This is a genomic window from Pseudorhodoplanes sp. (assembly GCF_059499825.1).
Window position 1 is genome coordinate 21,772 of the sequence record NZ_JCABZI010000007.1, and the last position, 24,810, is coordinate 46,581.

The window sequence follows — 24,810 nt, forward strand, 5'->3', positions numbered from 1 at the left end:
ACCGGTCGCCATGACGCTCGCGGCATAGCTGCTCCCAAACCAAGCGCGGTCCCGCCCATTTGGTGCCCGTCTGCCCCAGCATTGAGCATGTGTGAGCCGAAGCCGATCTCCAGGCCCGGGCGCGGCCCTTGAGTTTCCAAGGAAATCCGGACCCGGCCCGGCTGGCACGGTCCCTGCAAAGAAACAGACCGGTTGGTAGCCTACTGAACCTGAAAGCTGGAGGAACGCATGGCCGTTGCCGCGGAGAAAGTCGTGCTCACCGGATGTCTTGCCCCGATCGACAAGGGCGGGCTGGAAAAACTGATCGAAAGCGGAAAGGCAAACCCGAAGGTCATCAAGACACTGAAATGCAAGACCGTCGCCGAGGGTAAATTCCGGCATCTCAACTTCATCCGCAATCTCCCGCCCTATATCGTCGACGAGCCGCCGGCCTTGCTCGGCGACGACACCGCGCCGAACCCGTCCGAAGCATCGCTTGCGGCACTGGGCTCCTGCCTCGCGGTCGGCCTGCATGCCAATGCGGTGCATCGCGGCTGGATCGTACGCAAGCTCGAACTCGAACTCGAGGGCGACCTCAATATCTCCGCGGTCTGGGGCACCGGCGACGTCAGCGAGAAGCCGGTCGGCTTCACCGACGTGCGCGTCAAGGTCGACATGGAATGTGACGGCGTGTCGCCTGAAGAAATCGATGCGCTGATCACGCATGTGAAGAAATGGTCTCCGGTCGCCAACACCTTCACCCGCCCGGTCGGGCTCGAGGTGAGCCGCTGATCCCAATCGCCGACATGACGGAAAGGTCGTAGAGCCATGACGCAGCCCGCGCTCGCGCTGGATACCCGAAACGAACCGGAGGATCTTTGCGAGCGCGTCCGCGCCGTGACAAAAGCGAAGCTTGCACCCGTCATCGACGCCATCGACAAGGGCGACCTTTATCCTGACGAGGCCTTGCGTGCCTTCGGCGCCGAGGGCGCATTCGCGTCACACATGCCGGTGAACGGGGACGCCGACCTGCGGCCGGCAATCGCGGCGATGTCGGTAATCGGCGAGACCTGCGGCGCGACTGCGTTCATGGCGTGGTGCCAGGACACGCTCGCCTGGTATGTCGGCAATTCGCAGAATGCGGCGCTGCAGGCGCAGTGGCTCGCTCCGGTTTCCAGCGGCACGCAGCTCGGAGGTACCGGTCTCTCCAATCCGATGAAAAGCTTCTTCGGGATCGAGACCCTGAAGCTGAAGGGCCGCAAAGTCGACGGCGGTTACATCGTCAAGGGCGCCCTGCCTTGGGTCTCCAATCTCGCGCCCGGGCATCTGTTCGGCACCATCTTCGAGCGCGAGGATGCGCCAGGCGAAAAGGTGATGTTTCTCGCCGATTGTGGCGATCCCAAAATCACACTGCACGCCTGTCCACCGTTTCTGGCCATGGATGGTACCGGCACCTATGCGGTCCAGATTCGCGACGCGTTCGTGCCGGACCGGCTGATCCTTGCCGAGAATGCGATGCCATTCGTCAAGCGCATCCGCGCCGGCTTCGTGCTGCTGCAGGCCGGCATGGGGATCGGCGTGATGCGCGACTGCGTCGCCATCATGAAAGAGCTTCGCCCGATGCTCGGGCACGTCAACCGCTTCCTCGACCAGCAGCCGGAGGATTTCGAGAGACTGCTTGCCGAAGCCGAACGCGAGGTCATGACGCTCGCCGCCACGCCCTATGACCCGAGCCCGGCCTTCTGGGAGCGAGTGATCAAGATCAGGTTGCAGCTCGGCGAGGCCTCGGTCGCGACCGCGCATGCGGCGATGCTGCATGCCGGCGCGCGCGGCTATCTCAAGTCGCATCGGGCGCAGCGGCGCCTGCGCGAAGCCTATTTCGTCGCCATCGTCACGCCGGCGACCAAGCAACTGAAAAAAATGCTCGCCGACGGCGCGCAATAAACGGGGTGAGGACGTCCGGGACCATCGCGGAGCAGAACATCAACGGAGGTTCGTCATGACTGCGGCTTTGATTACTGCGGAAGACCTCAAGACGATGATGGCGAGTGAGCCTGTCGTCGTGATCGATACCCGAAACCCCGACGCCTATGCCGCGGGACATATCCCCGGCGCGGTCAATGTCCACGACATCTTCACCTATCTCGCGACCTCGACGCCCGAGGGAATGGCGGAGCTGAAGTCGAAATTCGCGGATGCGTTTGGCGCCGCCGGCCTGTCCGGCAAGGAAACCGCGGTGTTCTACGAGCAATCGATGAATTCGGGCTTCGGACAGTCCTGCCGCGGCTATTTCCTGCTGAGCATGCTGGGTTATCCGAGCATTAAAGTGCTGCATGGCGGGTTCGACGCCTGGACCATGAAGGGCCTGCCGGTCACGACCGAGGTGCCCTCACCCACCCCCTCATCCTTCCCGATCGTGCCCGAGGCCGGCGAAATCGTCATTGATTACAAGACGATGTTGGCCGCGCTCGGAAAGCCCATCGCGCTGCTCGACGTCCGCGATGTCGACGAATGGATCGGCGAAAGCTCCTCGCCCTATGGCAAGGATTTCTGCCCGCGCAAGGGCCGCATTCCCGGCGCCGTCTGGCTTGAATGGTACCGCATGATGAAGCCAACCGCCGAAGGTCCGCGCTTCAAGTCGTCGGAAGAAATTCTCGCCGAATGCGCCACCGTCGGCATCACCCCCGACACGCCGGTCTATCTCTATTGCTTCAAGGGTGCACGCGCGTCCAACACCTTCCTCGCGCTCAAGAATGCCGGTGTGAAGGACGTGCGGATGTATTTCGGCTCCTGGAACGAATGGTCGCGTGATCCCTCGCTGCCGATCGAGGAAGGCCATCCGTCAGCGCCCAAGGCGATGCAGGGCAAGGCCGCCTGAACGAACACGATTGTCCGGCGCGGCCTGCGGGCCGCGCCTTTTTTACTAACACATCACCGCATCGAGGGACCGTAGCAATGATCGACAAATCGCCAACCCGCGTGAGCGCCTGTGCCTGCGGCATGGACCACGATGCGGGCCTAACCTGCGAAGGCCTGAGCGATGCCGGCCTGCGCGGGCGCGTGGAGAGCGCGGTTCTGCGTGCCGCTTTCCCCGACGCGATGACGCGCCGCTCTCTGCTCGCAGCCGTCGGCAGCGCCACCGTCACCGCTGCGCTGTCGCAGATTTTCCCGATCGCCACCGCGACCGACGCTTTCGCGCAATCGGGCCCGCTGGAAAAGACCAAGCTCGCGGTAGGCTTCATCCCGATCACCTGCGCGACCCCGATCATCATGGCCCATCCGCTCGGCTTCTATTCGAAGCAGAAGCTGGATGTCGACGTGGTCAAGACCGCCGGCTGGGCCGTGATCCGCGACAAGACCATCAACAAGGAATACGACGCCGCTCACATGCTGGCGCCGATGCCGATCGCGATTTCGATGGGGCTGGGCTCGACACCCATACCCTTCACCGTACCCGCGATCGAGAACGTCAACGGCCAGGCGATTTGCCTGTCGATGGCGATGAAGGATCGCCGCGATCCGAAATCCTGGAAGGGGCTGAAGCTAGCGATTCCCTTCGATTATTCGATCCACAATTACCTGTTGCGCTATTACCTCGCCGAAGCCGGCCTTGATCCCGATCAGGACGTCCAACTCCGCGTCGTGCCGCCGCCGGAAATGGTCGCAAACCTGCGCGCCGGGAATGTCGACGGCTTCCTTGCCCCCGACAACATCGTGCAGCGTGCGGTGTTCGACGGTGTCGGCTTCATCCATCTGATCTCGAAGGAACTGTGGGACGGACATCCGTGCTGCTCATTCTCGGCCCGCGCGGATTTTGCCAGCGAGATGCCGAACACCTATGCGGCACTGCTGCGCGCCATCATGGAGGCCAGCGCCTATTCGGCGAAGCCCGAGCACCGCAAGCAGATCGCCGAAGCGATCGCGCCGGCCAACTACATCAACGCGCCCGTCACCGTGCTCGACCAGGTGCTGACCGGCACCTATGCCGACGGGCTCGGCGGCATCAAGAAGGATCCGAACCGCGTCACTTTCGATCCCTTCCCGTATGAAAGCTTTGCGGTCTGGATCCTGACCCAGATGAAGCGCTGGGGTCAGGTCAAGGGCGACGTCGATTATGCGGGCATCGCCAAGAAGGTGTTCCTCACCACCGAGGCCGGCAAGGCGATGAAGGATGCCGGCATGCCGGTTCCCGCCTCCGCGACCAAGGGCTTCACGGTCATGGGCAAGGCCTTCGACCCCGCCAAGCCGAACGAATATGTGGACAGCTTCGCGATCCGAAGGGCATGAGGCCGGTCTCACGGCGATTTCCGGCCACGCGCAAAGTGCCGCCGGAATGTTAATGACCGAGATTTTGCGCTAGGATGGAACCTCGATTGAGTCCGTGCGTTTGACACGGCTTCAAGCAAAGGAAGGGCGGCGCATGGGCATCATCTGGACCATTATCATCGGCTTCATCGCGGGCGTGATCGCGAAATTCATCATGCCGGGCGACAATGAGCCGAAAGGCTTCATCCTGACGACCCTCTTGGGCATTGTCGGCGCCTTTGCGGCCACCTTCCTCGGCCAGGCGATCGGCTGGTACCAGGCGGGCCAAGGTGCGGGGCTGATCGGCGCCATCGTCGGTGCGATCATCGTGCTGGCGGTATGGGGCATGATCCAGAAGCGGGCCTAACGGCACGATAGGGGCACGACGCGAAGCTGCGGACAACTCCGTAGCGCTCCAGTTTTTGCCGGCCGGGCACCTGCCCGGCCGGCATTTTCGTATGCACAGGCGGCGCAAAGCGTCCGCGCGCAGCCGTAAAAATCTTGGTATTCTCCTGACCGAAATTCTTGTCCTGGGGTGAACCGGACGGGCTCGGCCTGCGACCAACGCCGAGTATCCTTGACCGGATCGCCTGGCGCAGCCGTGCCACGCAAAGGTTGCGATAGCGGTCGAACAGAGGGGAAGCCATGTCCAAGATCCTGACACAGGCGGCGGCCGTCGCATCCAGCGGAAGCGGTGGTGGCGGACGCGGCCGCAGCGTCCTCGTGATTGTCGGAATCGCAATCCTTTTCGTGCTCGGGCTCTCGATCGTCCTCGGCAGCTGGTACACCATCGACCAGCGCGAGCGCGGCGTCATCCTGCGTAACGGCAAGCTGATCGGCACAGCCACACCGGGACTGGGATTCAAGATTCCCTTCATCGATTCGATCGTTAAAATCTCGCTGGAGACCCAGCGCGTGCAGTTCGACAAGGTCAATTCCTACAGCCGCGACCAGCAACCTGCGGATCTCCTGATCTCGGTGAATTTTCGGGCCACGGAAGACAAGGTCGACGATCTTTACTCGCAGTTCGGCGGCCTGCGTGGCTATGCCGACCGCATTCTTCTTCCCACGGTGCAGTCGCAGTCGAAGATCGTTTTCGGTCAGTTCAACGCCGTGACCGCGATCCAGGAACGCGGCAGGTTGAATGCCGAGGTCATGGCCGCCGTGCTCAAGCATGCCGAGGGGCCGGTCGTGATCGAATCCGTGCAGATCGAAAATCTCGATTTCAGCAACGAATACGAAAAGTCGATCGAGCAGCGCATGCTGGCCGAGGTCGAGGTGCAGCGCCTGCGGCAAAATGCCGAGCGTGAAAAGGTGCAGGCCGAGATCGTGGTCACCAAGGCGACGGCGGAAGCCAATGCCGTGCGCCAGCGCGCCCAGGCCGAGGCCGAAGCGATCCGGTTACGCGGCGAGGCGGAAGCCGCAGCGATCCGCGCCCGGGGCGCCGCACTGGGCGACAATCCCAATCTCGTGAATCTGGTTCAGGCCGAGAAATGGGACGGCAGACTGCCGGTGACGATGTTGCCGGGCGGCGCGGTGCCGATGCTCAATCTCGACCCTCGCGCCGTGACGCCCTCGCCCGCCGGAACCCGCGCGTCAACGCCGACGCAGGGTCCGCTCAGCTCATCCGCCCGGTAAGAGACGCGACGACCGGAAGCACCCAAGGGGGCTTCCGCCGCTGGCGTACGGTGCTAGACTTTGACCATGGACCGCGCGTCGATCCTTGGCCAGTCGGAACAACTCGAGCGTCACATCGCGCTGGTGGAGGAGGATTTGACGCGGCAACGCGAGATCGTGGCGGATCTGCTGCGCGACGATCGCGACGCCTCCGCTGCAATGGACTTGCTGCATGAGTTCGAGGTGCTCCACGACCGGCTCATCGCCGATCGCGCAATTGTGCGTCGGAAACTGGATTACGCAACGCGCTGAGCGCCGACGTCCTTTTGCTGCGCGAGGGGCGTGGGCACGGAAACTGGGGCGGTTGAGGGAACTCAGGGCGCGAGCCATGACTCCGTTGCCAGGTTGAACTCCCTGTCAATTCTGGCGTATCGCAACCATGTTCATGGGCTCCCCGCTCCTAAACAATCAGCCTGAGCGCGGACCTCTCCTGGCGTAATGCCTTCCAGCAAACCGAACCGCTCCTGAAATGGGTTCCATTGCCCCCCCTTCCACCGCGACATCAACGCCTTCTTCACTGAACGAGGCGATCCGAGCGCGACTGGTCTATGGACTCGGCAAGACCGTCGCGGAGGCCAACAAGCAGGATTGGTACGTCGCCACGACGCTGGCGGTGCGCGACCGCATTACCGAGCTCTGGCTGGACATCCGACCCGACAACCGACGCTCACGCAAGAAGCGGGTCTATTACCTTTCGATCGAGTTCCTGATCGGGCGTCTGTTGTCCGACTCTCTCGCCAATCTCGGTTTGACGGAAGAAGCGCGCGCGGCGCTGGCCGGCTTCGACGTCGATCTTCAGGATATCCAGGACGTCGAACCGGACGCCGCTCTCGGCAATGGCGGTCTTGGGCGGCTCGCCGCCTGCTACATGGACAGCATGACGTCGCTGGGAATACCCGCTTACGGCTACGGCATCCGGTACGAACACGGGTTGTTCGCGCAAACGATCCGCGACGGCTGGCAGGAAGAACGTCCGGAGCAATGGTTGAAGTCCGGCAATCCATGGGAATTGCCGCGCCCGGAAAAGGAATACGCCATCGGCTTTGGCGGCGCAGTCGAATATGTTGAAGGCCATCACGATACGCCGCGTGCGATCTGGTACCCCGGCGAGACCGTGATCGCGACCACCCACGACATTCCGCTAATCGGGTGGAAGGGCACGCACGCCAATGTGCTGCGGTTATGGGGTGCGCGGGCACCGGACCCCATCCAGTTGTCCGCTTTCAACGAAGGCGATCACATCGGCGCGATGGCGGCGCGGATCAAGGCCGAAGCGATCACACGCATCCTGTATCCCAACGATCAGACTCCCCAGGGGCTCGAGTTGCGGCTGCGGCAGGAGTATTTCTTCACCGCGGCATCGCTGCGCGACATCATCCGGCGGCACATGGAGCAGATCGGCGATATCCGCCTCCTCGGCGATCATGCCGCCATCCAGCTCAACGACACCCACCCCGCCATCGCGGTGGCGGAGCTCATGCGGGTGCTGATCGACGAGCACGATCTGAACTGGAACGAGGCCTGGGACATCACCCGCGCAACCATCAGCTTCACCAATCATACGCTGATGCCGGAAGCGTTGGAGAAATGGTCGCTGTTCCTGTTTGGGCATGTCCTGCCGCGCCACCTGCAGATCATCTATCTGATCAACTGGCACCACCTCGAAGACGCGACGCGTCGCGGCCTGACCGATCCTGAATTCATCGCCAATATTTCGCTGATCGACGAAGGCGGCGATCGCTCGATCCGCATGGCGCATCTGGCCTTCGTCGGATCGCACCACGTCAACGGCGTCTCGGCCCTCCACACCGACCTGCTGAAGGCCACGGTATTCCACGACCTGACCAAGGCTGCGCCGACCGTGATCGTCAACAAGACCAACGGCGTCACCTTCCACCGCTGGCTGTTTCAGGCCAATCCAGCCCTGACCGCTCTCATTTCGGAGGCCGCAGGGCGTGACATTCGCGAGCATCCCGACGCGCTTCGGTCGATCGAGGCCGCCAGCGACGATGCCGGTTTCCGCGAGCGCGCCCAGCGCATCCGTCGTGCGAACAAGGAGCGGCTGGCCAGTCTGATCCGGTCGCGGACCGGCATCGCCGTCGATCCCGACGCGCTGTTCGACGTGCATGTCAAACGCATCCACGAATACAAGCGCCAGACGCTCAACCTGCTAGAGACGATTGCCCTCTACGCGCACATCCGCGCCAATCCCGGCGGCACGCACGTTCCGAGGGTCAAGATCATCGCCGGCAAGGCGGCGCCCGGCTATCAGCGCGCCAAGCTTCTGATCAAGCTCGCGCATGACGTCGCGAACGTCATCAACTCCGACCCGGTCGTCGGCGATCGGCTGAAGCTGGTTTTCATACCGAACTACAATGTGAGTCTGGCCGAGGCCATCGTTCCTGCCGCCGACCTGTCCGAGCAGATTTCCACCGCGGGCATGGAGGCGTCTGGCACCGGCAACATGAAGCTCGCACTCAATGGCGCGCTGACCATCGGCACGCTCGACGGTGCCAATATCGAGATCCGCGATCACGTCGGCGCCGACCATTTCTTTCTCTTCGGCATGACAGCGGAGCAGGTCGAGGAACGCAGACACTCACACTATGAGGGAATCGCGGCGGCGCGGGACAGCGAGGTACTGCAGACCGCCCTGCAAATGTGCGTGGCCGGCGCCTTCTCACCCGACGATCCGTCGAGATACAGCTCGCTCGTTGACACGCTGCTCGGCGCCGATCCGTTCATGGTGGCGGCAGATTTTTCTGACTACTGGACGAGGCAGCGGGAGGTCGACCGCGCGTGGCTCGACCGCACACAATGGTGGCGCTCCAGCATCCTGAATACGGCCCGGATGGGATGGTTCAGCTCTGACCGCGCAGTGCGGGAATATGCAGCCGAAATCTGGAATGTGCCCGTGCGCGTCTGATGCGGCGGATCGCGAAAGATGCGGTGCCGATCCCATGCCAAGTCCTTGCACGCTGCGCGTGGAACTGGCTTCGGCCAGGAGCCACTAGCGGCGAAGGCTGCGTCCCGCGCGCTCAAAAGTGGACGCCACCATCTTCCAGGTATCGCCATCAGTCCATTCTTCCAGAGCGACAGGAAGTTTGCGCCGCCAGTTCGGATGCTGATCGATGGTGCCGGGAATATTGACCTGCTCCACGACGTCCAGCATGTCCTCCAAAGACACCATCACGAGTTTTGCCGGAGTTGCGGCAAGATAGGCGCACGCCGATGGAAGGCCCTCGCCTGAACCGTTCTCACCAGACGACAACGCACGACCCAGCGCCTCTCGGGCCCGCTGGCGGCTGTCGTTGTCTTCTCCCGGATCGATTCCAAGCGCCCGTTTCACGTCGAGGTCATGCCCACTGACCCAACCGCGAAAGGTCGGCAGGTCGTGCGTATTGAATGTTGCAAGCGCTTCATGCGGGTAATCGTGCGGCTTCTTGAACTCGCCGTCGCCCCAGCGTTCGAACATCATCACGCGATAGGTCCAGACGCCCCACCGCGCGGCGGTCTCGCGAAAGCCCTCCGGCACGGTGCCAAGATCTTCGCCGATGAAGACGCAGCGATATTTGTTGCTCTCCTCCGCGATCACGCGCAGTAGCGGCTCGAAAGGAAAGCGGAGATAGGCGCCGCGGGATGCGCCCACACCATGCGGCACGAGATAGAGGCGCATCAGACCAAGCACATGATCAAGCCGCACCGCGCCGGCGTGGCGCATCGCGGCGGAAAGCAATTCACGAAACGCAGCGAAGTCGTTATCCTGTAATGCGTGGGGATTGAACGGCGCCAGCCCCCAATCCTGTCCGGCCGGGTTGAATTCGTCGGGAGGCGCGCCGATGGAAAAATCGCGGAGTACCGCTGACTGGTTACTCCACGCATCGGCGCCATCCGGATCGACGCCGACGGCGAGATCGAGATAAAGCCCGATCGGCAGACCGAGTTCTTTCGCCTTGTCACGGCAGGCGGCGAGTTGATCGTCGGCGACCCATTGCAGAAACTCGAAGAACCCGCATTCACGATCCTGCCGTCTGCGAAGTTCATTCAGCGTTGTCGTGTCGGGGTTCTTCCAGGGATCGGGCCATTGCCGCCAGGAGGCACGATTGAAACGCCGCCGCAGGATTTCGAAGCAGGAAAAGCGGGTGAGTTTCTCCCCCTGCGCGGCGCGAAAGTTCGCGAACCTGGCTGCGCGTTCTGTCGTCCCGCGCTCAAGAAACCGGGCATAGACCGCGCGCAGCATCCGCTCTTTCAACGCCGCGACGCCGACATAGTCAACAAGATCATTCGCCCGCAACGCCTGAACGGCTTCGCCGAGCGACGCGTCCTCGATCCCCTCGAATTCAGGTATCGCCTCAACATCGATGTAGAGCGGGTTGAGAAACAGCCGGCTGTTCGGCGCATAGGGACTGGCGGCTTCTGGCCTATCCAGAAACAGGGCATGCAAGGGGTTCAATCCAACCGCACTTGCACCGCTACGCGCTGCGACCCCGAGCATATGCCGAAGATCCGTGAAGTCGCCGATCCCCCAATTCGTCGCCGAGCGAACCGAATAGAGTTGCACCGCAAGGCCCCAGCCCGGTACGGCATCGCCCTGGAACGCGCGGAGTTCCACATCCAACGACGTGCGCATATCCAAAGGCGCAGCGCGACCTGCCGAAAGCCGATCGACGAGCCGGTCTAGAGTTTCTCCGTCTGCTTGATGCCAGTTGCCGAAAACGTCGTGATATCCGTCTTCGACCCCCCACGCCCGCGCTTTGTCTGTCATTTCCAGATTTCAGTTCGTCGCGCGTCCAACGCCGCGCTTATGCATTAAGTTTCGCAAATTGCGGGAACTACTATCATTTTCGCCCGTTGCCTCGCCGAAGGGGTGATCAATGTACCGACGAACCGCTGGTCATGCGTAGGGAGTTTGCGTCGGCGACGGTCGAACAAGAGGTCACTTCGGCGGATCCTACGGGTCCGCGCTTCCGCATCGAAGACATCTACCCCTGCATCGATAACGGTCGTTACGCCGTCAAGCGTGTCGTCGGCGAAATCATTGATATCTGGGCGGATCTGATCGCCGACGGTCATGACGCCATTGCAGCTTCGATCCGCTGGCGGCCTGAGGATGCGACCGACTGGCACAGCGCGCCGATGAAGCTATTCGGCAACGACCGCTGGACCGGAACAATTCTACCGACACAGACCGGGCGTAGCGTGTTCCAGATCGAGGTCTGGTCTGACCGCTACAGCTCGTGGCGCAAGGGCTTTCTGCTCAAACAGGATGCAGGACAAGATGTGACGGTCGACGCACGCGAGGGCGCGGAACTGATCGCCGAACTGTCGCCGCGGAACTGGCCGGACTACGCCGTCGTCCAGACCGCATTGGCGCAGTTCAAAACGACCGGCCGGCCGGACGCATTGCTCTCCCCGGACATGGTCAAGAGCATGGCCCGGAGTCCGGTTCGGTCTGATCTCAGCCGTAGTGCAATCATTCCGATCATGATCGAGCGGCCTCGGTCTCGCGCGGGCGCCTGGTACGAGATGGTGCCTCGCAGCCAGAGCAAGGTACCCGGTCAGCACGGGACCTTCGACGATTGCATCGCGCGCGTGCCGGAGATCGCCGGGCTCGGATTTGACGTTCTGTATCTGACACCCATTCACCCGATCGGCACAGCTCACCGCAAAGGCAAGAATAACGCCCTGCGCGCCGAGCCGGGCGATCCGGGCAGCTTTTACGCTGTCGGCAACGTCAGCGGCGGACACGACGCCGTACATCCTCAATTGGGTACGCTGGATGATTTTCGACGGCTGGTGGAAGCCTGCCGTGCGCATAACATGGAGATCGCGCTCGATATCGCGGTGCAATGCTCGCCTGACCATCCGTGGCTCAAACAGCACCCTGAGTGGTTCAGGAAGAGACCGGATGGCACGATAAAATACGCGGAAAATCCGCCCAAGAAATACGAAGACATCGTCAACCCGGATTTTGGATCGGACCACCGCGTCGCCCTGTGGACCGCACTGCGCGACGTCTTCCTGTTCTGGGTCGACCAAGGCGTCGAGATTTTCCGTGTCGACAATCCGCACACCAAGCCTCTGCCCTTCTGGGAGTGGGTGATCGGCGAGGTGCATCGCCGCAACAGCAACGTGATCTTCCTGTCCGAGGCTTTCACGCGGCCGAAGTTGATGAAGGCGCTCGCCAAGCTCGGCTTCTCGCAGTCCTATACGTATTTCACCTGGCGGACGACAAAGGCCGAGCTCCAGGAATACCTGTCCGAGCTCACCGCTCATCCCGAACGGGATTATTTCCGCCCCAACTTTTTCGTCACCACGCCAGACATCCTACCGGTGCAGTTGCAGACCGGCGAAACCTGGCTGTTCAAGGCGCGCGCGGCGCTGGCCGCGACCCTGTCGTCGAATTACGGAATCTATAACGGCTATGAGCTGCTCGAGCATGAGCCGATACCCGGCAAGGAGGAGTATCTCAATTCCGAGAAATACGAGATCAGGACCCGCGACTGGCACAAGGCCGGCAACATCTCCGATTATCTCGGCCGCCTGAACCGGTTTCGGCGCGAGAACGCTGCGCTGCTGCAGACATCCGATCTGCGCTTCCTCGATATCCAGGACGACCATCTCATCGGCTTTATCAAGACGTCTGTCGACGGGACGAATACGGTGGCGGCGGCCATCGCATTGTCACCGCAAGCGCGCGAATTCTGGCTCCACTTCGGCAACGCGCGGCTCGGCACCGGCGAGCCGGTACGCGCCATTGAAAATCTGGTCACCGGCGAACGTCGCATCCTCGAATGGGGTGGCGTGCGCCTCTGGATCGATCCCCAGAACGATCCCGCCCTCCTCTTCCGCTGCCTGGCCTGACAATGAACATCGCACCGACATTCAGCTCCGACGTGCAACTGGACGATGAGCTCTGGTTCAAGGACGCCATTATCTATCAGCTGCACGTCAAGGCATTCTGCGACAGCAACAATGACGGCATCGGGGACTTCGCCGGACTGACCGGACGTCTGGACTATCTGAAAGATCTCGGCGTCACCACCCTCTGGCTTTTGCCGTTCTATCCCAGTCCGGGCCGCGACGATGGCTACGACATTGCCGATTACGGCAGCGTCAACAGCGATTTTGGGACCATGCGCGACTTCCGCCGCTTCATGCAGGAAGCCCATGCGCGGGGCCTGCGCGTCATCACCGAACTCGTCATCAACCACACCTCGGATCAGCATCCTTGGTTCAAGCGCGCCAAGCGGAGTCCGCGCGGCTCAAGCGCCCGCGACTGGTATGTGTGGAGCGACACGGACCAGAAATATCTGGACACCCGGATTATCTTTACCGACACCGAGAAGTCGAACTGGGCCTACGACCAGGAGGCCGGCGCCTATTACTGGCATCGCTTCTTCTCGCATCAACCGGACCTCAACTTCGACAATCCACGCGTCGTGAGCGCGATCGTGCAGGTGATGAAGCGCTGGCTGGACGCTGGCGTTGACGGCTTCCGGCTTGACGCTGTGCCGTATTTGATCGAGCGGGACGGCACCAGCAACGAAAATCTGCCGGAGACTCACGCCATTATTCGCCGGCTGCGCGCCGAACTTGACGCCTATGCGCCCGGAAAGGTCCTGATCGCCGAAGCCAATATGTGGCCCGAGGACGTGCAGCAATATTTCGGCGAAGGTGACGAGTGCCACATGGCCTATCACTTTCCGCTGATGCCACGAATTTACATGGCGATCGCGCAGGAAGATCGCTTCCCGGTCACCGACATTATGCGCCAGACCCCGGACATACCGGAGAATTGTCAGTGGGCGATGTTCCTGCGCAATCACGACGAACTGACGCTCGAAATGGTCACGGATGCGGAGCGCGACTATCTTTGGGCAACCTATGCCTCGGACCCTAGAGCACGGATCAATCTGGGTATTCGGCGGCGCCTGGCGCCGCTGATGGATAACGATCGTCGCAAGATCGAATTGATGAATTCGATCCTGATGTCGATGCCGGGCACGCCGATCATCTATTACGGCGACGAAATCGGGATGGGCGACAACATCTATCTTGGTGACCGCAACGGCGTCCGTACCCCGATGCAATGGACGCCCGATCGGAATGGCGGCTTTTCGCGCGCCGACCCGGCCCGCCTCTTTCTCCCCTGCATCATGGACCCGGTCTACGGCTATGCTTCGGTCAATGTCGAAGCACAGACGCGCTCGCTGTCATCGCTTCTCAGCTGGACCAAGCGCCTGATCAGCGTACGAAAATCTTCTCGCGTATTCGGACGCGGCGATCTTTCCATTATTCGACCCGCTAACCGGTCTGTGCTCTCCTATGTGCGCCAGCTCGGCGACGAGGCAATCCTTTGCGTTGCGAATCTGTCGCGTTCGGCGCAGGCGGTCGAACTCGATCTGACCGCGTGGAAGGGACGTATCCCACTGGAGATGCTGGGGCGGACCCGCTTCCCGCGCATCGGCGACCTGCCTTATCTCGTGACCCTCCCCCCCTATGGCTTCTTCTGGTTTCAGCTTCTTAGCGAGTCACCCGACTTCACCGAAGTGTTGCGTCCGCGTGAAGTTACAACGCTTGTCGTCGGCAGTGACGTCGAATCGGTCTTGTCGGGTCGCAACCGCCACGCGCTCGAAACCGACGTACTCCCGTCGTTCCTCATGGAGCGACGCTGGTTCGGCGAAAAGGCGGCGCGGCGTCTGTCCTGCTCGCTGCCGGTTGCATTTCCGCTCGAGCATGGCGGCGAGAAATTCATGCTCGCCGTCACGGATGTCACCCAGGAAGACGGCAGTAGCCGCTATCAACTGCCGGTAACGATCCGCTGGTCGCGTTACACCGAGCTCGACGATACCGGCCCCGGCAAGGTCCTCGCCGCCGTGCGCCGCCATGCGCGCGAGGGTGCATTGCTCGATGCGGCGCTGGAGCCGCACTTCATTGCGGCGCTGGTCAACAAGATTTTCGAGGGCACGACCGAAACTGCCGGCACCCGCACGCTGGAATTCCGCCGCACCTCTGCGTTCAAGGAGCTGACTCCTTTTTCTGCGGTAAGCCCCGTCGGCGTCGAGCAGTCCAACACCAGCATGGTGGTCGAGAGCAAATACGTGGTGAAGATCCTGCGCAAGATCACGCCCGGGATCCATCCGGAGATCGAGATCGGACGCTTCTTCGTCGAGGACGCGCCGTTCTCGCATACGCCGGCCTTGCTCGGCTCTCTCGAGCTGGTCGACGGCGATGATGCCAGCGCCCTCGCCGTGGTGCACGAGTTTGCCGAGAATCAGGGCGATGCCTGGACCGTCATCGGACAGTCTCTCGACCGGCTTCTCGATGAACAGCGTATCCTGCCGGACGATGCTGCCAACGAGACGCCCGAATACGCAACGATGATCCATCGGATCGGCCAGATCGGCCTGCGGACGGGCGAATGCCATCTCAAACTGGCAAGCCGACCGGATATTCCGGCGTTCGCGCCGGAGGCTGTCGAGGCGGCCGATATCGACCGCTGGACCAAAGGGATGCTGGAGCGCGCCGATCGCGTGTTCAAGCTCCTGGAGCGCAATCGCGACGACAAGTCGGACCCGCTCATCGGCACGCTGCTCCAGAATCACGCCGCCATCCGATCGCATATCGAACAGAGCCGCGTCGCGACGCCGGTGGCACTGAAGATCCGCCATCACGGCGACTTCCATCTTGGCCAGGTGCTGATGGTGAAGGACGATGCCTTCCTCATCGACTTCGAAGGAGAACCCCGCCGCAGCCTCGAGGAACGCCGCGCCAAGGCGCCGGCCGCGCGGGACGTCGCAGGATGCTGTCGCTCGATCGACTATGCCGCAAGTGCGGCGCTGCGACGAATGACCGATATCACCCCGGAGGAGCATTCCCGGTTGATCCAGAGCGTGCGACGCTGGTCGGGCATTCTCACCGAAACCTATCTCGACGCCTATCGTTCGGCGGTAAAAGACAGCGCGCTGTGGCCGCAAGACCCTAAGGCGGCCGACGACCTGCTGGCATTTTTCCTGCTGGAGAAAGCATTTTACGAGATCGAATACGAAATCTCGAACCGGCCCACCTGGATGGCCATTCCGGTTGAGGCGACCGTCCGGATTCTCGAACGGCGGGGGGCCATCGTCACATGAGACTGTCCGACGAGGCCAAAGCCGTCGTGACCGGGCGGCATTCCGATCCGTTCAGTTTCCTCGGCCCGCATAAGGAAAACGACCGGACCATCCTCCGCGTGCTGATGCCGGATGCGAGCCGTGTGGTCGCGATCGAGGAAGGCGGACAGGAGCAGGAACTGACGCAGGTCGACCAGACGGGCTTGTTCAGCGGGCCGATCGGCAACGACCGCTACCACCTGCGAGCCCGCTTCGGCGACCGAGAAGTGGAGCTGGAGGATCCCTATCGGTTTCCGCCGCTGCTGTCCGATTTCGATCTCCATCTGCTTGGAGAGGGCAACCACCTCCACATCTATGACAAGCTCGGAGCGCATCCGCAGCAGCTCGACGGTGTCCAGGGCGTTGGATTCGTGGTGTTCGCTCCGAACGCCCAGCGGGTCAGCGTCGTCGGCGAGTTCAACAATTGGGACGGGCGCCGGCACGCCATGCGGGTGCGTGGCAACGGCTATTGGGAGATCTTCGTCCCGGCGGCGGTCGCAGGAAACAAATACAAGTACGAGATCATCAATCGTAATGGCGACCTCCTGCCGCTGAAGTCGGATCCGTTTGCATTTGCCGCCGAGATGCGGCCGTCCACGGCCTCGATCGTCCTGGACCTGAACACGTTGCCGAAGCCGCGCCCGGCTCGCGACGGGCTAAATTCGGTCAAAGCGCCCATATCGATTTACGAAGTGCATCTCGGATCCTGGCGTCGCAATCCTCGCCGGGACAACAGCTGGCTGACCTATCGCGAGCTTGCCGAAACGCTGCCGGATTACGTCCACGATATGGGTTACACGCATGTCGAGTTGCTGCCGATTTCGGAGCATCCGTTCGACGGCTCGTGGGGCTATCAGCCGACCGGCATGTACGCGCCGACCAGCCGCTTCGGATCGCCGGAGGACTTCGCCGCGCTGGTCGATGCCTTCCATCGGCGGGGAATCGGCGTCCTTCTGGACTGGGTGCCGGGACATTTTCCCGATGACCCCCATGGTCTCGGCCAATTCGATGGCACCGCGCTCTATGAGCACGCCAATCCCATGCAGGGCCGGCATCTCGACTGGGGTACGCTGATCTACAATTTCGGCCGCACGGAAGTTTCCAATTTCCTGCTGGCGAATGCGTTGTTCTGGCTCGACCGTTACGCAGTCGACGGCCTGCGCGTCGATGCCGTCGCGTCCATGCTCTATCTCGACTACAGCCGGCCACAGGATGCCTGGGTCCCGAACAAGCATGGCGGACGCGAGAATCTGGACGCGATCGACTTCCTGCGCCACGTGAACACCGAGGTGTTCGGCCGCTATCCGAATGCCACGACGGCCGCCGAGGAATCCACAGCCTGGCCGCAGGTGTCCCGGCCGGTCGAATGGGGCGGACTGGGCTTCGGCTACAAGTGGAATATGGGCTGGATGCACGACACGCTTGATTACATCTCGAAGGATCCGATCCACCGTCGCCACCATCATGGGCAAATCCTGTTCGGTCTGCATTACGCATTCTCCGAGAACTTCATCCTCCCGCTGTCGCACGATGAAGTCGTGCACGGCAAACGCTCCATTCTCGGCCGGATGCCGGGTGACGAATGGCAGCGCTTCGCCAATATGCGCGCCTATTTCGCCTTCATGTTCGCGCATCCGGGCAAGAAGCTCATGTTCATGGGCAGCGAATTCGCGCAGGACACCGAGTGGAATCACGACGTCAGTCTGCCATGGCACCTGCTCGAACGGCCGCTCAACAAAGGCGTACAGCAGTTGGTCCGCGATCTGAACCGGCTGTATCGCACGCTGCCCGCGCTACATCAGCGTGATTGCGAGCCGGAAGGCTTCGAGTGGCTGGTGATGAATGACGCCGACAACAGCGTGTTCGCCTGGCAGCGCAAAGGCGCGGCGGAAGGTGACCGGTGCGTGGTGGTGGTGAACTTCACCCCGCAGGTCCTGAATGATTATCGCGTCCCGGTCCCGTTCAGCGGGCAATGGCGGGAAGTGCTGAATTCCGACTCCGCCATATATGGAGGCAGCAACGTTGGGAACAACGGCACTGTGACGGCGGTTATGACGCGTGACATCCCGGAGCTCCACATTGTTGTCCCACCGCTTGCTGCCGTCTATTTCGTTCCTGAGGTCTAAGGCGAAAATCTCAGGCGGAACCCCCTACCCGCTCGGTGCAACCTTTGACGGTCGGGGCACGAACTTCGCCTTGTTTTCGGCGAACGCCACGAGCGTGGAGCTGTGTCTATTCGACAGCTCCGGGAAGCATGAAAGCAGCCGTGTCATCTTGCCGGAACGCACGGATGACGTCTGGCACGGCTATTTCCCCGACGTGGCGCCGGGACAACTTTACGGCTATCGCGTGCATGGGCCCTACGCCCCCGAAGCCGGACACAGATTCAATCCCAACAAGCTGCTGATCGATCCATACGGGAAGGACCTCGGAGGGCAATTCATCTGGAGTGATACCCATTTCGGTTATCGCACCGGCAGCAAGCAGCAGGATCTCTCCTACGACAAGCGCGATAACGCGCGCTATATGTACAAGTCGGTGGTCCTGGACGACGCCCATAGCTGGGGAAACGGGTCGCGGCCGCAGATCCCGTGGGAGCAAACACTCATCTATGAGGCTCACGTCAAGGGACTGACCGAGACATTTCCCGACATGCCGGAGGGGCTTCGCGGCAGCTATGGCGCGTTGTCGTCGCCAGCACTGATCGCACATCTCCGGCGGCTTGGGATCACCGCAATCGAGCTGTTGCCGGTGCATGCCTTTCCCGACGACCGGCATCTGATCGATCGCGGCCTGCGCAATTACTGGGGCTACAACACGCTCAGCTTCTTCACGCCGGAAAAGCGATACGCGAACGGTAACACCGTCAACGCGTTCCGAAGCACGGTCGCGGCGCTGCACGATGCCGGCATCGAGGTGATCCTCGACGTTGTCTATAACCATACCTGCGAAGGCAACCAGCTCGGTCCGACGCTGTGCTATCGCGGTATCGACAACGCATCGTATTACTGGCTGATGCCGGATGAACCGCGCTATTACGACGATTTCACAGGGACCGGGAATTCGCTCAAGCTCGCCACGCCGCGCGTCTTGCAGATGGTCATGGATTCGCTGCGGCGCTGGGTCGAGGTCTATCACGTCGATGGATTCCGCTTCGATCTGGCAAGCACTCTTGGTCGCGGTCCCGGCTTCGACGCCAATGCTCCGTTCTTCGCCGCTGTGCGGCAGGATCCGGTCCTGGCCAGCGTGAAGATGATTGCCGAGCCGTGGGACATCGGTCTCGGCGGCTATCAGGTCGGCGGATTTCCAACCGGCTGGTCGGAATGGAACGACGTCTACCGAAATACCATGCGCCGATATTGGCGCGGCGATGGCGGGCTGCTCGGCGATGTTGCGCGCTGCATGACCGGCTCGGCGCCGCAATATCAGCATAACGGCCGCGGACCCCGGAGCAGCATCAACCACGTGACCGTGCATGATGGATTCACGCTCAACGATCTGGTGAGCTACCAGGACAAGCACAACGACGCTAATGGCGAGGACAACCGGGACGGTTCGGACGACAACATCAGCGTCAATTTTGGTGTCGAGGGTCCTACCGACGACGAGGGCATCAATGCCATTCGCCGCCAGCTCCGGCGCAACCAGATTGCTTGCCTGATGCTGGCCCAGGGGGTCCCATTGATCCTGGCCGGCGACGAGGCAGCCAATACGCAGAACGGCAACAACAACACCTATTGTCAGGATAACGAAATCGGCTGGGTCGACTGGTCGAAACTCGGAACCGAAGACGATCTCACCGACCTGATCGGCACCCTGAAGCGGATGCGCGATTCTTATCCGCAACTGCAGCCTCGTCAGTGGCTGATCGGCAAACGCGACGACGACACCTACGACGTCAAATGGCTGACACCCTCCGCGTCGGAGATGTCGGAAACCGATTGGAATTTTCCGGCTGGCCGGTTTCTTTCTTATGTGTTGGCCGCATCCGAGGAGACAGGCAGCCCTTTATTCATCGTCCTGAACGCCGCGCATGAGGAGATCGAATTCACTTTCCCGGAATGGCCGAACGTCCAGTCATGGGCGCTGGCGCTCGAAACGACCGAACAAATGTCGGAGACGGGCGGCGGACCGGGGCACAACGCAAAGTCCCCGGGGCTGAGCGTAACGGTTTACGAGGGCCGGGCATGAGCGGGGAGCTTTTCGGCCCGCAACTACACGATGATGGCGTGACGTTCAGACTCTGGGCCCCGGCCGCGAAACGCGTCGACTTGTTGCTGGACAGCCAGATCCCGATGGCGGCGCAGGATGGCTGGTACCGGCTGGAGGTGCCCGGTGCAAAAGCCCGCACGCGCTATCAATTCCTGATCGACGGCGAGCTCGCGATTCCCGACCCGGGTTCCAGGTTTCAGCCGGACGATGTCCATGGTCCGAGCGAAGTGGTCGACCAGCGTTTTGCCTGGGAGGCCACCGACTGGAAAGGAAGGCCTTGGCAGGACACGGTGCTCTATGAACTTCATGTCGGGACGTTCACGCCTGAGGGGACCTACCGCGCCGCGATCGGCAAACTCGATCATCTGGCAGAGACTGGTATAACGGCGATCGAGTTGATGCCGCTATCCGACTTTCCGGGGCGTTGGAATTGGGGCTACGACGGCGTTCTGCCTTTTGCGCCTGACAGCGTCTACGGAGGGCCGGAAGACCTCAAGGCGTTGATCGATGCGGCGCACCAGCGCAAGCTGATGGTGTTCCTGGACGTGGTCTATAACCACTTCGGACCGGAGGGAAACTACCTCCACCGCATCGCGCCTCAGTTCTTCTCCGAAGAGCAGACGCCCTGGGGCGGCGCGATCGACTACACCCAGCCTTGCGTGCGTACCTTTGCGATCGAGAATGCGGTGTACTGGTTGCGCGACTATCGCTTCGACGGCCTGCGCCTCGACGCCGTGCACGCCATCGCGACCCCGGGCAGCCCGCATATGCTGCACGACCTGAGCGCGGCGGTCGGAACACTCGCGACCCAAACCGGACGGCACATCCATCTGGTACTCGAGAACGACGATAACCAGGCCGCCTTGCTCGAGCCCTTGGAGGTCGTTCCACGCGGCGGCTATCGCGCGCAATGGAATGATGACTATCACCATGCCTGGCACACGCTGCTGACCGGAGAACTTCAGGGCTATTACAAGGACTACGACAGTCCCGGCGCTCGCGTCGCGCGCAGCCTCGCGGAGGGTTTTATCTACCAGGGCGAGCCCTCGCCCCACCGCGGCGGGCGGCCGCGCGGCGAGCAAAGCAGACATCTGCCGCCGGCCGCTTTCGTGAACTTCCTTCAGAACCACGACCAGATTGGCAATCGGGCCAAGGGCGAGCGCCTGTCGGCGCTGGCAACGCGCGCAGCGCTTGAGGCCGCATTCACGATCCTCCTGCTATCGCCCTCACCGCCCCTCATCTACATGGGCGACGAATGGGGCGCGACCGAACCTTTTCCGTTCTTCTGCGATTTCCAGGGCGACCTGGCGGACGCAGTGCGCAACGGACGGAAGCGCGAGTTTGCCGAAGCCTATGCCGAGTCGGGCGATGACATTCCCGACCCGCTCGCCGAATCAACCCGCAATATCGCGACGCTGGACTGGTCCGCCCTATCGCGGAACGACGGCGCAGATCGGTTGGCGCTGACGCGCAAATTACTGCAGGTCCGCAAGGCACACATTGTCCCCCTGCTTCCGCAGATCCCGCAAGGCGGTGACGCGCACTTCAACGACGGTGTCCTGTTCGCGTCATGGGACGTGGGCGAGAAGCGCCTTTGTTTGCTCGCGAATATCTCGGATAACGAGCGTTCGCTCCCGTCCGACCTGCCCGCTTGGGACGAAACGATCTGGGGAGACGCGCCTGATTCGACGCTCGCGCCGTGGTCGGTATTCGTGGCGCTTGGAGCGCGCTGATGCCACCCGCCATACCGGTTGCAACCTATCGTCTTCAACTCACCAAGGATTTTGATTTCTACGCGGCGGCGGCGCTGGTTCCTTATCTGAAGCAACTCGGCATCTCGCACCTGTATGCCTCGCCGTTTCTCGCAGCGCGGCCGGGCAGCACACACGGCTACGACATCGTCGACCATAACCGCCTCAATCCCGAACTCGGCGGCGACGAAGCCTTCGAGCGGCTATCCACGGCGCTTGCTAGCGCCGATATGGGGCTGATCCTCGACTTCGTCCCCAATCACATGGGTGTCGGCTTCTCCGACAATCTCTGGTGGCTCGACGTCCTGGAATGGGGCCAGAAGTCGCCGCACGCGGCGTCATTCGACATCGACTGGAACGGCCTGCCGCATCGGCAGCAGCCGGGCGTGCTCCTGCCCATCCTCGGCAGATCCTATGCCGATGCGTTGTCGCAGGCCGAAATCGAACTGAAATACGACGCCGCCAGCGGCACGTTCGCTGCCAAGTATTTCGAACACAAGCTTCCGATCAATCCGCAGCGTTATGGCGAAATCCTCCGCAATCTTGTCAGCGCCGCGAACGCGCACGACACGGCGGCGGGTCAGGCGATCATCGGGCTGGTTCAGCCGCATCGCAGCCCGAATGCTCCGTCCTACCGGGATGCGCCGAGGTTCAAGCAGGAACTGGCGGCCATCGACGGCGCTGCGGAACTGATCGCGCGCGGGCTGCATGTCTATGACGCGAAGACCGAGGCCGGCCAGCTCGCCCTGCATCGTTTGCTGGAGCGGCAACACTATCACCTGGCTTACTGGCGTATCGCTTTTTCCTCGATCAACTATCGGCGGTTCTTCGACATCAACGATCTAGCGGGCTTGCGCGCCGAACACCCCGCGACCTTCCGCGCGATGCATGGTCTGGTTGCACGCCTGATCGCGGAGCAGAAGCTGCATGGTCTGCGGCTCGACCATGTCGACGGATTGCGGGATCCCGCTCAATACACCCGCCGCCTGCAGGAGCTGGTCCGGCGCATCCGGCCCTCGCCTGGAAAGCAGCGCTTCTACCTGCTGATCGAGAAAATCCTTGGCGACGAAGAGCCGCTGCCGAGCCTGACCGGCGTTGCGGGCACAACCGGCTACGAGCGGCTGAACCATATCTCGCATGTTCTGCTCGAGCCCGCCGGACTGGAGCAGTTGGAGCGGACATGGCGTGACTTCGTCGGAGAACGTGGCCGGCTCGACGACATCCTGGCGGATGCCAAACGCACCGTGCTCGAGACAATGCTGGCCAGCGAGTTTTCCGTGCTGACACGCGCGCTGTCGCGCATCGCTGCCGGGTCATTCGCGACTCGAGACTTTGTCACCGAGCGGCTACGCATGGCGCTTCAGGCTTACGTGCTCGAATTCCCTGTCTATCGGACATACATCGCCATCGATGGGCCGTCCGATCGGGATCGCGCCGTGATCGCGGACGTGATTGCGCGTGCCCGCGCAAAATGGCGCGGTCCTGACCCGGAGATCTTCGATTTCCTTGAGAAGGCGATCAACACAGATCTGGCGGAGTTTCCGTCCTACAGCCGGCCGCGCGTGCGCAACTTCGCGATGAAGCTGCAGCAATTCACCGGTCCGTTGATGGCCAAGTCGCTCGAAGATACCGCGTTCTATCGTTACCATCGTCTGCTGGCTCTGAATGAAGTCGGTGGGGAGCCAGCACACCCGGATGCCTCACTGCAAACCTTTCACCGCCGGCAGACAGAGGCGGCCGAAGTCGCGCCGCATGCCCTCACCACAACCGCAACCCACGACACCAAGCGGGGCGAGGACGCGCGCATGCGTATCCTCGCACTCGCCGAGCTGGCACCGGAATGGCAAGAAGCCGTCCAGCGCTGGTCGGCCATGAACAGACATTTCATTCGCGGTACGGGCGGTAAGGTTCGGCAGCCGTCGTCGGCACACGAGTACATGCTGTATCAGACCCTGATCGGCGCCTGGCCGCTCACCGGCATCGATGAAAGCTTCGTCGAGCGGATGGAAGCCTATGCCATCAAGGCGGCGCGCGAAGGCAAGCAGGACACCAGCTGGGCCACGCCCAATGCGGCCTATGAAAACGCCCTGACGGGATTCCTGCGTGACATCCTGTCCGGGGATCGCTCCGCCGCGTTCACGGCCGATTTTTCGCAGTTTGCGCGGCGGACTGCGTTGCTTGGAGCCCTGAACAGCCTGTCACAACTCACTCTGAAAATAATGTCGCCCGGCGTGCCCGATTTTTTTCAGGGCACCGAGTTCTACGACTACTCCCTGGTTGATCCGGACAATCGCCGGCCTGTCGATTTTGAACGCCGGATTGGTGGCGTGGCTGAAGGAGCTGACTGGCCTGACCTATCTGTGCAATGGCCGGACGGCCGCATCAAGTTTGCTCTGACACGGCGCCTGCTGGAGATTCGTAACAACTATGCAGACTTGTTTCGCGACGGACGATACGACCCGGTTCCGGTCGATGGCGAGGACGCAGAACACGTCGTGGCGTTCACGCGCAGCCTCGGCAAGCGGCGGGTTCTGGTCGCGGCTGGCCGCCGGTTCGCGGCGCGGACCGCCGGCGGACACCAATGGCCTGCCGGATGGCGCGGCGCAATCGCCACCCCATTTCCGAGCGCGCGCGACCTGATTGGCGATCGGTCCATTAACAATGGCATGGAGCTTGGCCAGCTCTTCGACGTCCTGCCCGTTGCCGTTGTCGCCACCGAAGAGTGACATACC

The 24,810-nt window shown here is 62.0% G+C and carries 15 protein-coding genes; 14 read left to right on the forward strand and 1 reads right to left on the reverse strand.

What is annotated here, in order from left to right; genetic code table 11:
• Positions 1–228: 228 nt before the first annotated feature.
• From AC5I5I_RS10930 to AC5I5I_RS10965, 8 genes are all read left to right on the forward strand, one after another.
• Entirely contained in the window at positions 229–771 is a 543-nt protein-coding gene (locus AC5I5I_RS10930; protein WP_495972822.1) for an OsmC family protein, read from the forward strand.
• A gap of 36 nt (positions 772–807) precedes the next feature.
• Positions 808–1,923 (forward strand): acyl-CoA dehydrogenase family protein, encoded by a 1,116-nt coding sequence (locus tag AC5I5I_RS10935; RefSeq protein WP_495972824.1) that lies wholly within the window; start codon positions 808–810, stop codon positions 1,921–1,923.
• Between the two features lie 55 nt (positions 1,924–1,978).
• The gene (locus AC5I5I_RS10940) at positions 1,979–2,857 is read left to right on the forward strand and encodes a sulfurtransferase (RefSeq protein WP_495972826.1); all 879 of its coding nucleotides are present in this window, start codon (positions 1,979–1,981) and stop codon (positions 2,855–2,857) included.
• A 77-nt stretch (positions 2,858–2,934) separates the two neighbouring features.
• Positions 2,935–4,266 (forward strand): CmpA/NrtA family ABC transporter substrate-binding protein, encoded by a 1,332-nt coding sequence (locus AC5I5I_RS10945; RefSeq protein WP_495972828.1) that lies wholly within the window; start codon positions 2,935–2,937, stop codon positions 4,264–4,266.
• Between the two features lie 133 nt (positions 4,267–4,399).
• The gene (locus AC5I5I_RS10950; protein ID WP_495972830.1) at positions 4,400–4,651 is read left to right on the forward strand and encodes a GlsB/YeaQ/YmgE family stress response membrane protein; all 252 of its coding nucleotides are present in this window, start codon (positions 4,400–4,402) and stop codon (positions 4,649–4,651) included.
• Between the two features lie 278 nt (positions 4,652–4,929).
• On the forward strand, positions 4,930–5,922 hold the full coding sequence (locus AC5I5I_RS10955) for a prohibitin family protein (protein ID WP_495972832.1): 993 nt from the start codon (positions 4,930–4,932) through the stop codon (positions 5,920–5,922).
• Positions 5,923–5,988: 66 nt separating this feature from the next.
• A complete protein-coding gene (locus AC5I5I_RS10960; RefSeq protein ID WP_495972834.1) occupies positions 5,989–6,213 on the forward strand; it encodes a hypothetical protein in 225 nt (74 codons plus the stop codon).
• A gap of 217 nt (positions 6,214–6,430) precedes the next feature.
• Positions 6,431–8,887 (forward strand): glycogen/starch/alpha-glucan phosphorylase, encoded by a 2,457-nt coding sequence (locus tag AC5I5I_RS10965; RefSeq protein ID WP_495972836.1) that lies wholly within the window; start codon positions 6,431–6,433, stop codon positions 8,885–8,887.
• A gap of 84 nt (positions 8,888–8,971) precedes the next feature.
• Here AC5I5I_RS10965 and malQ read toward each other — a convergent pair whose 3' ends face one another.
• Entirely contained in the window at positions 8,972–10,726 is a 1,755-nt protein-coding gene (gene malQ, locus AC5I5I_RS10970) for a 4-alpha-glucanotransferase (protein WP_495972838.1), read from the reverse strand.
• Between the two features lie 131 nt (positions 10,727–10,857).
• Between malQ and AC5I5I_RS10975 the strand changes: the two genes are divergently transcribed.
• Genes AC5I5I_RS10975 through treY form a run of 6 tightly spaced genes read left to right on the forward strand, consistent with a single transcriptional unit; the run spans position 10,858 to position 24,804 of the window.
• Entirely contained in the window at positions 10,858–12,825 is a 1,968-nt protein-coding gene (locus AC5I5I_RS10975) for an alpha-1,4-glucan--maltose-1-phosphate maltosyltransferase (RefSeq protein WP_495972840.1), read from the forward strand.
• Between the two features lie 2 nt (positions 12,826–12,827).
• On the forward strand, positions 12,828–16,097 hold the full coding sequence (gene treS / locus AC5I5I_RS10980) for a maltose alpha-D-glucosyltransferase (RefSeq protein WP_495972842.1): 3,270 nt from the start codon (positions 12,828–12,830) through the stop codon (positions 16,095–16,097).
• Positions 16,094–18,241, forward strand: coding sequence for a 1,4-alpha-glucan branching protein GlgB (gene glgB / locus AC5I5I_RS10985; protein ID WP_495972844.1), 2,148 nt, complete (start codon positions 16,094–16,096; stop codon positions 18,239–18,241). The genes treS and glgB overlap by 4 nt, the downstream gene beginning before the upstream one ends.
• Positions 18,231–20,306: a glycogen debranching protein GlgX gene (glgX, locus tag AC5I5I_RS10990; protein ID WP_495972908.1), complete on the forward strand. Its 2,076-nt coding sequence runs from the start codon at positions 18,231–18,233 to the stop codon at positions 20,304–20,306. Before glgB ends, glgX begins: the two co-directional genes overlap by 11 nt.
• Positions 20,303–22,060: a malto-oligosyltrehalose trehalohydrolase gene (gene treZ, locus AC5I5I_RS10995; protein ID WP_495972846.1), complete on the forward strand. Its 1,758-nt coding sequence runs from the start codon at positions 20,303–20,305 to the stop codon at positions 22,058–22,060. The genes glgX and treZ overlap by 4 nt, the downstream gene beginning before the upstream one ends.
• Positions 22,060–24,804: a malto-oligosyltrehalose synthase gene (treY, locus tag AC5I5I_RS11000; protein ID WP_495972848.1), complete on the forward strand. Its 2,745-nt coding sequence runs from the start codon at positions 22,060–22,062 to the stop codon at positions 24,802–24,804. Before treZ ends, treY begins: the two co-directional genes overlap by 1 nt.
• Positions 24,805–24,810: the final 6 nt, after the last annotated feature.

Bases quoted from the DNA above. Each gene is read 5' to 3' on its own strand.
- AC5I5I_RS10950 (WP_495972830.1), top strand. From the start codon at position 4,400: ATGGGCATCATCTGGACCATTATCATCGGCTTCATCGCGGGCGTGATC.
- AC5I5I_RS10965 (WP_495972836.1), top strand. From the start codon at position 6,431: ATGGGTTCCATTGCCCCCCCTTCCACCGCGACATCAACGCCTTCTTCA.
- treS (WP_495972842.1), top strand. From the start codon at position 12,828: ATGAACATCGCACCGACATTCAGCTCCGACGTGCAACTGGACGATGAG.
- treY (WP_495972848.1), top strand. From the start codon at position 22,060: ATGCCACCCGCCATACCGGTTGCAACCTATCGTCTTCAACTCACCAAG.
- treZ (WP_495972846.1), top strand. From the start codon at position 20,303: ATGAGCGGGGAGCTTTTCGGCCCGCAACTACACGATGATGGCGTGACG.
- glgB (WP_495972844.1), top strand. From the start codon at position 16,094: ATGAGACTGTCCGACGAGGCCAAAGCCGTCGTGACCGGGCGGCATTCC.
- AC5I5I_RS10975 (WP_495972840.1), top strand. From the start codon at position 10,858: ATGCGTAGGGAGTTTGCGTCGGCGACGGTCGAACAAGAGGTCACTTCG.
- AC5I5I_RS10955 (WP_495972832.1), top strand. From the start codon at position 4,930: ATGTCCAAGATCCTGACACAGGCGGCGGCCGTCGCATCCAGCGGAAGC.
- AC5I5I_RS10930 (WP_495972822.1), top strand. From the start codon at position 229: ATGGCCGTTGCCGCGGAGAAAGTCGTGCTCACCGGATGTCTTGCCCCG.
- AC5I5I_RS10945 (WP_495972828.1), top strand. From the start codon at position 2,935: ATGATCGACAAATCGCCAACCCGCGTGAGCGCCTGTGCCTGCGGCATG.
- malQ (WP_495972838.1), bottom strand. From the start codon at position 10,726: ATGACAGACAAAGCGCGGGCGTGGGGGGTCGAAGACGGATATCACGAC.
- AC5I5I_RS10935 (WP_495972824.1), top strand. From the start codon at position 808: ATGACGCAGCCCGCGCTCGCGCTGGATACCCGAAACGAACCGGAGGAT.
- AC5I5I_RS10940 (WP_495972826.1), top strand. From the start codon at position 1,979: ATGACTGCGGCTTTGATTACTGCGGAAGACCTCAAGACGATGATGGCG.
- AC5I5I_RS10960 (WP_495972834.1), top strand. From the start codon at position 5,989: ATGGACCGCGCGTCGATCCTTGGCCAGTCGGAACAACTCGAGCGTCAC.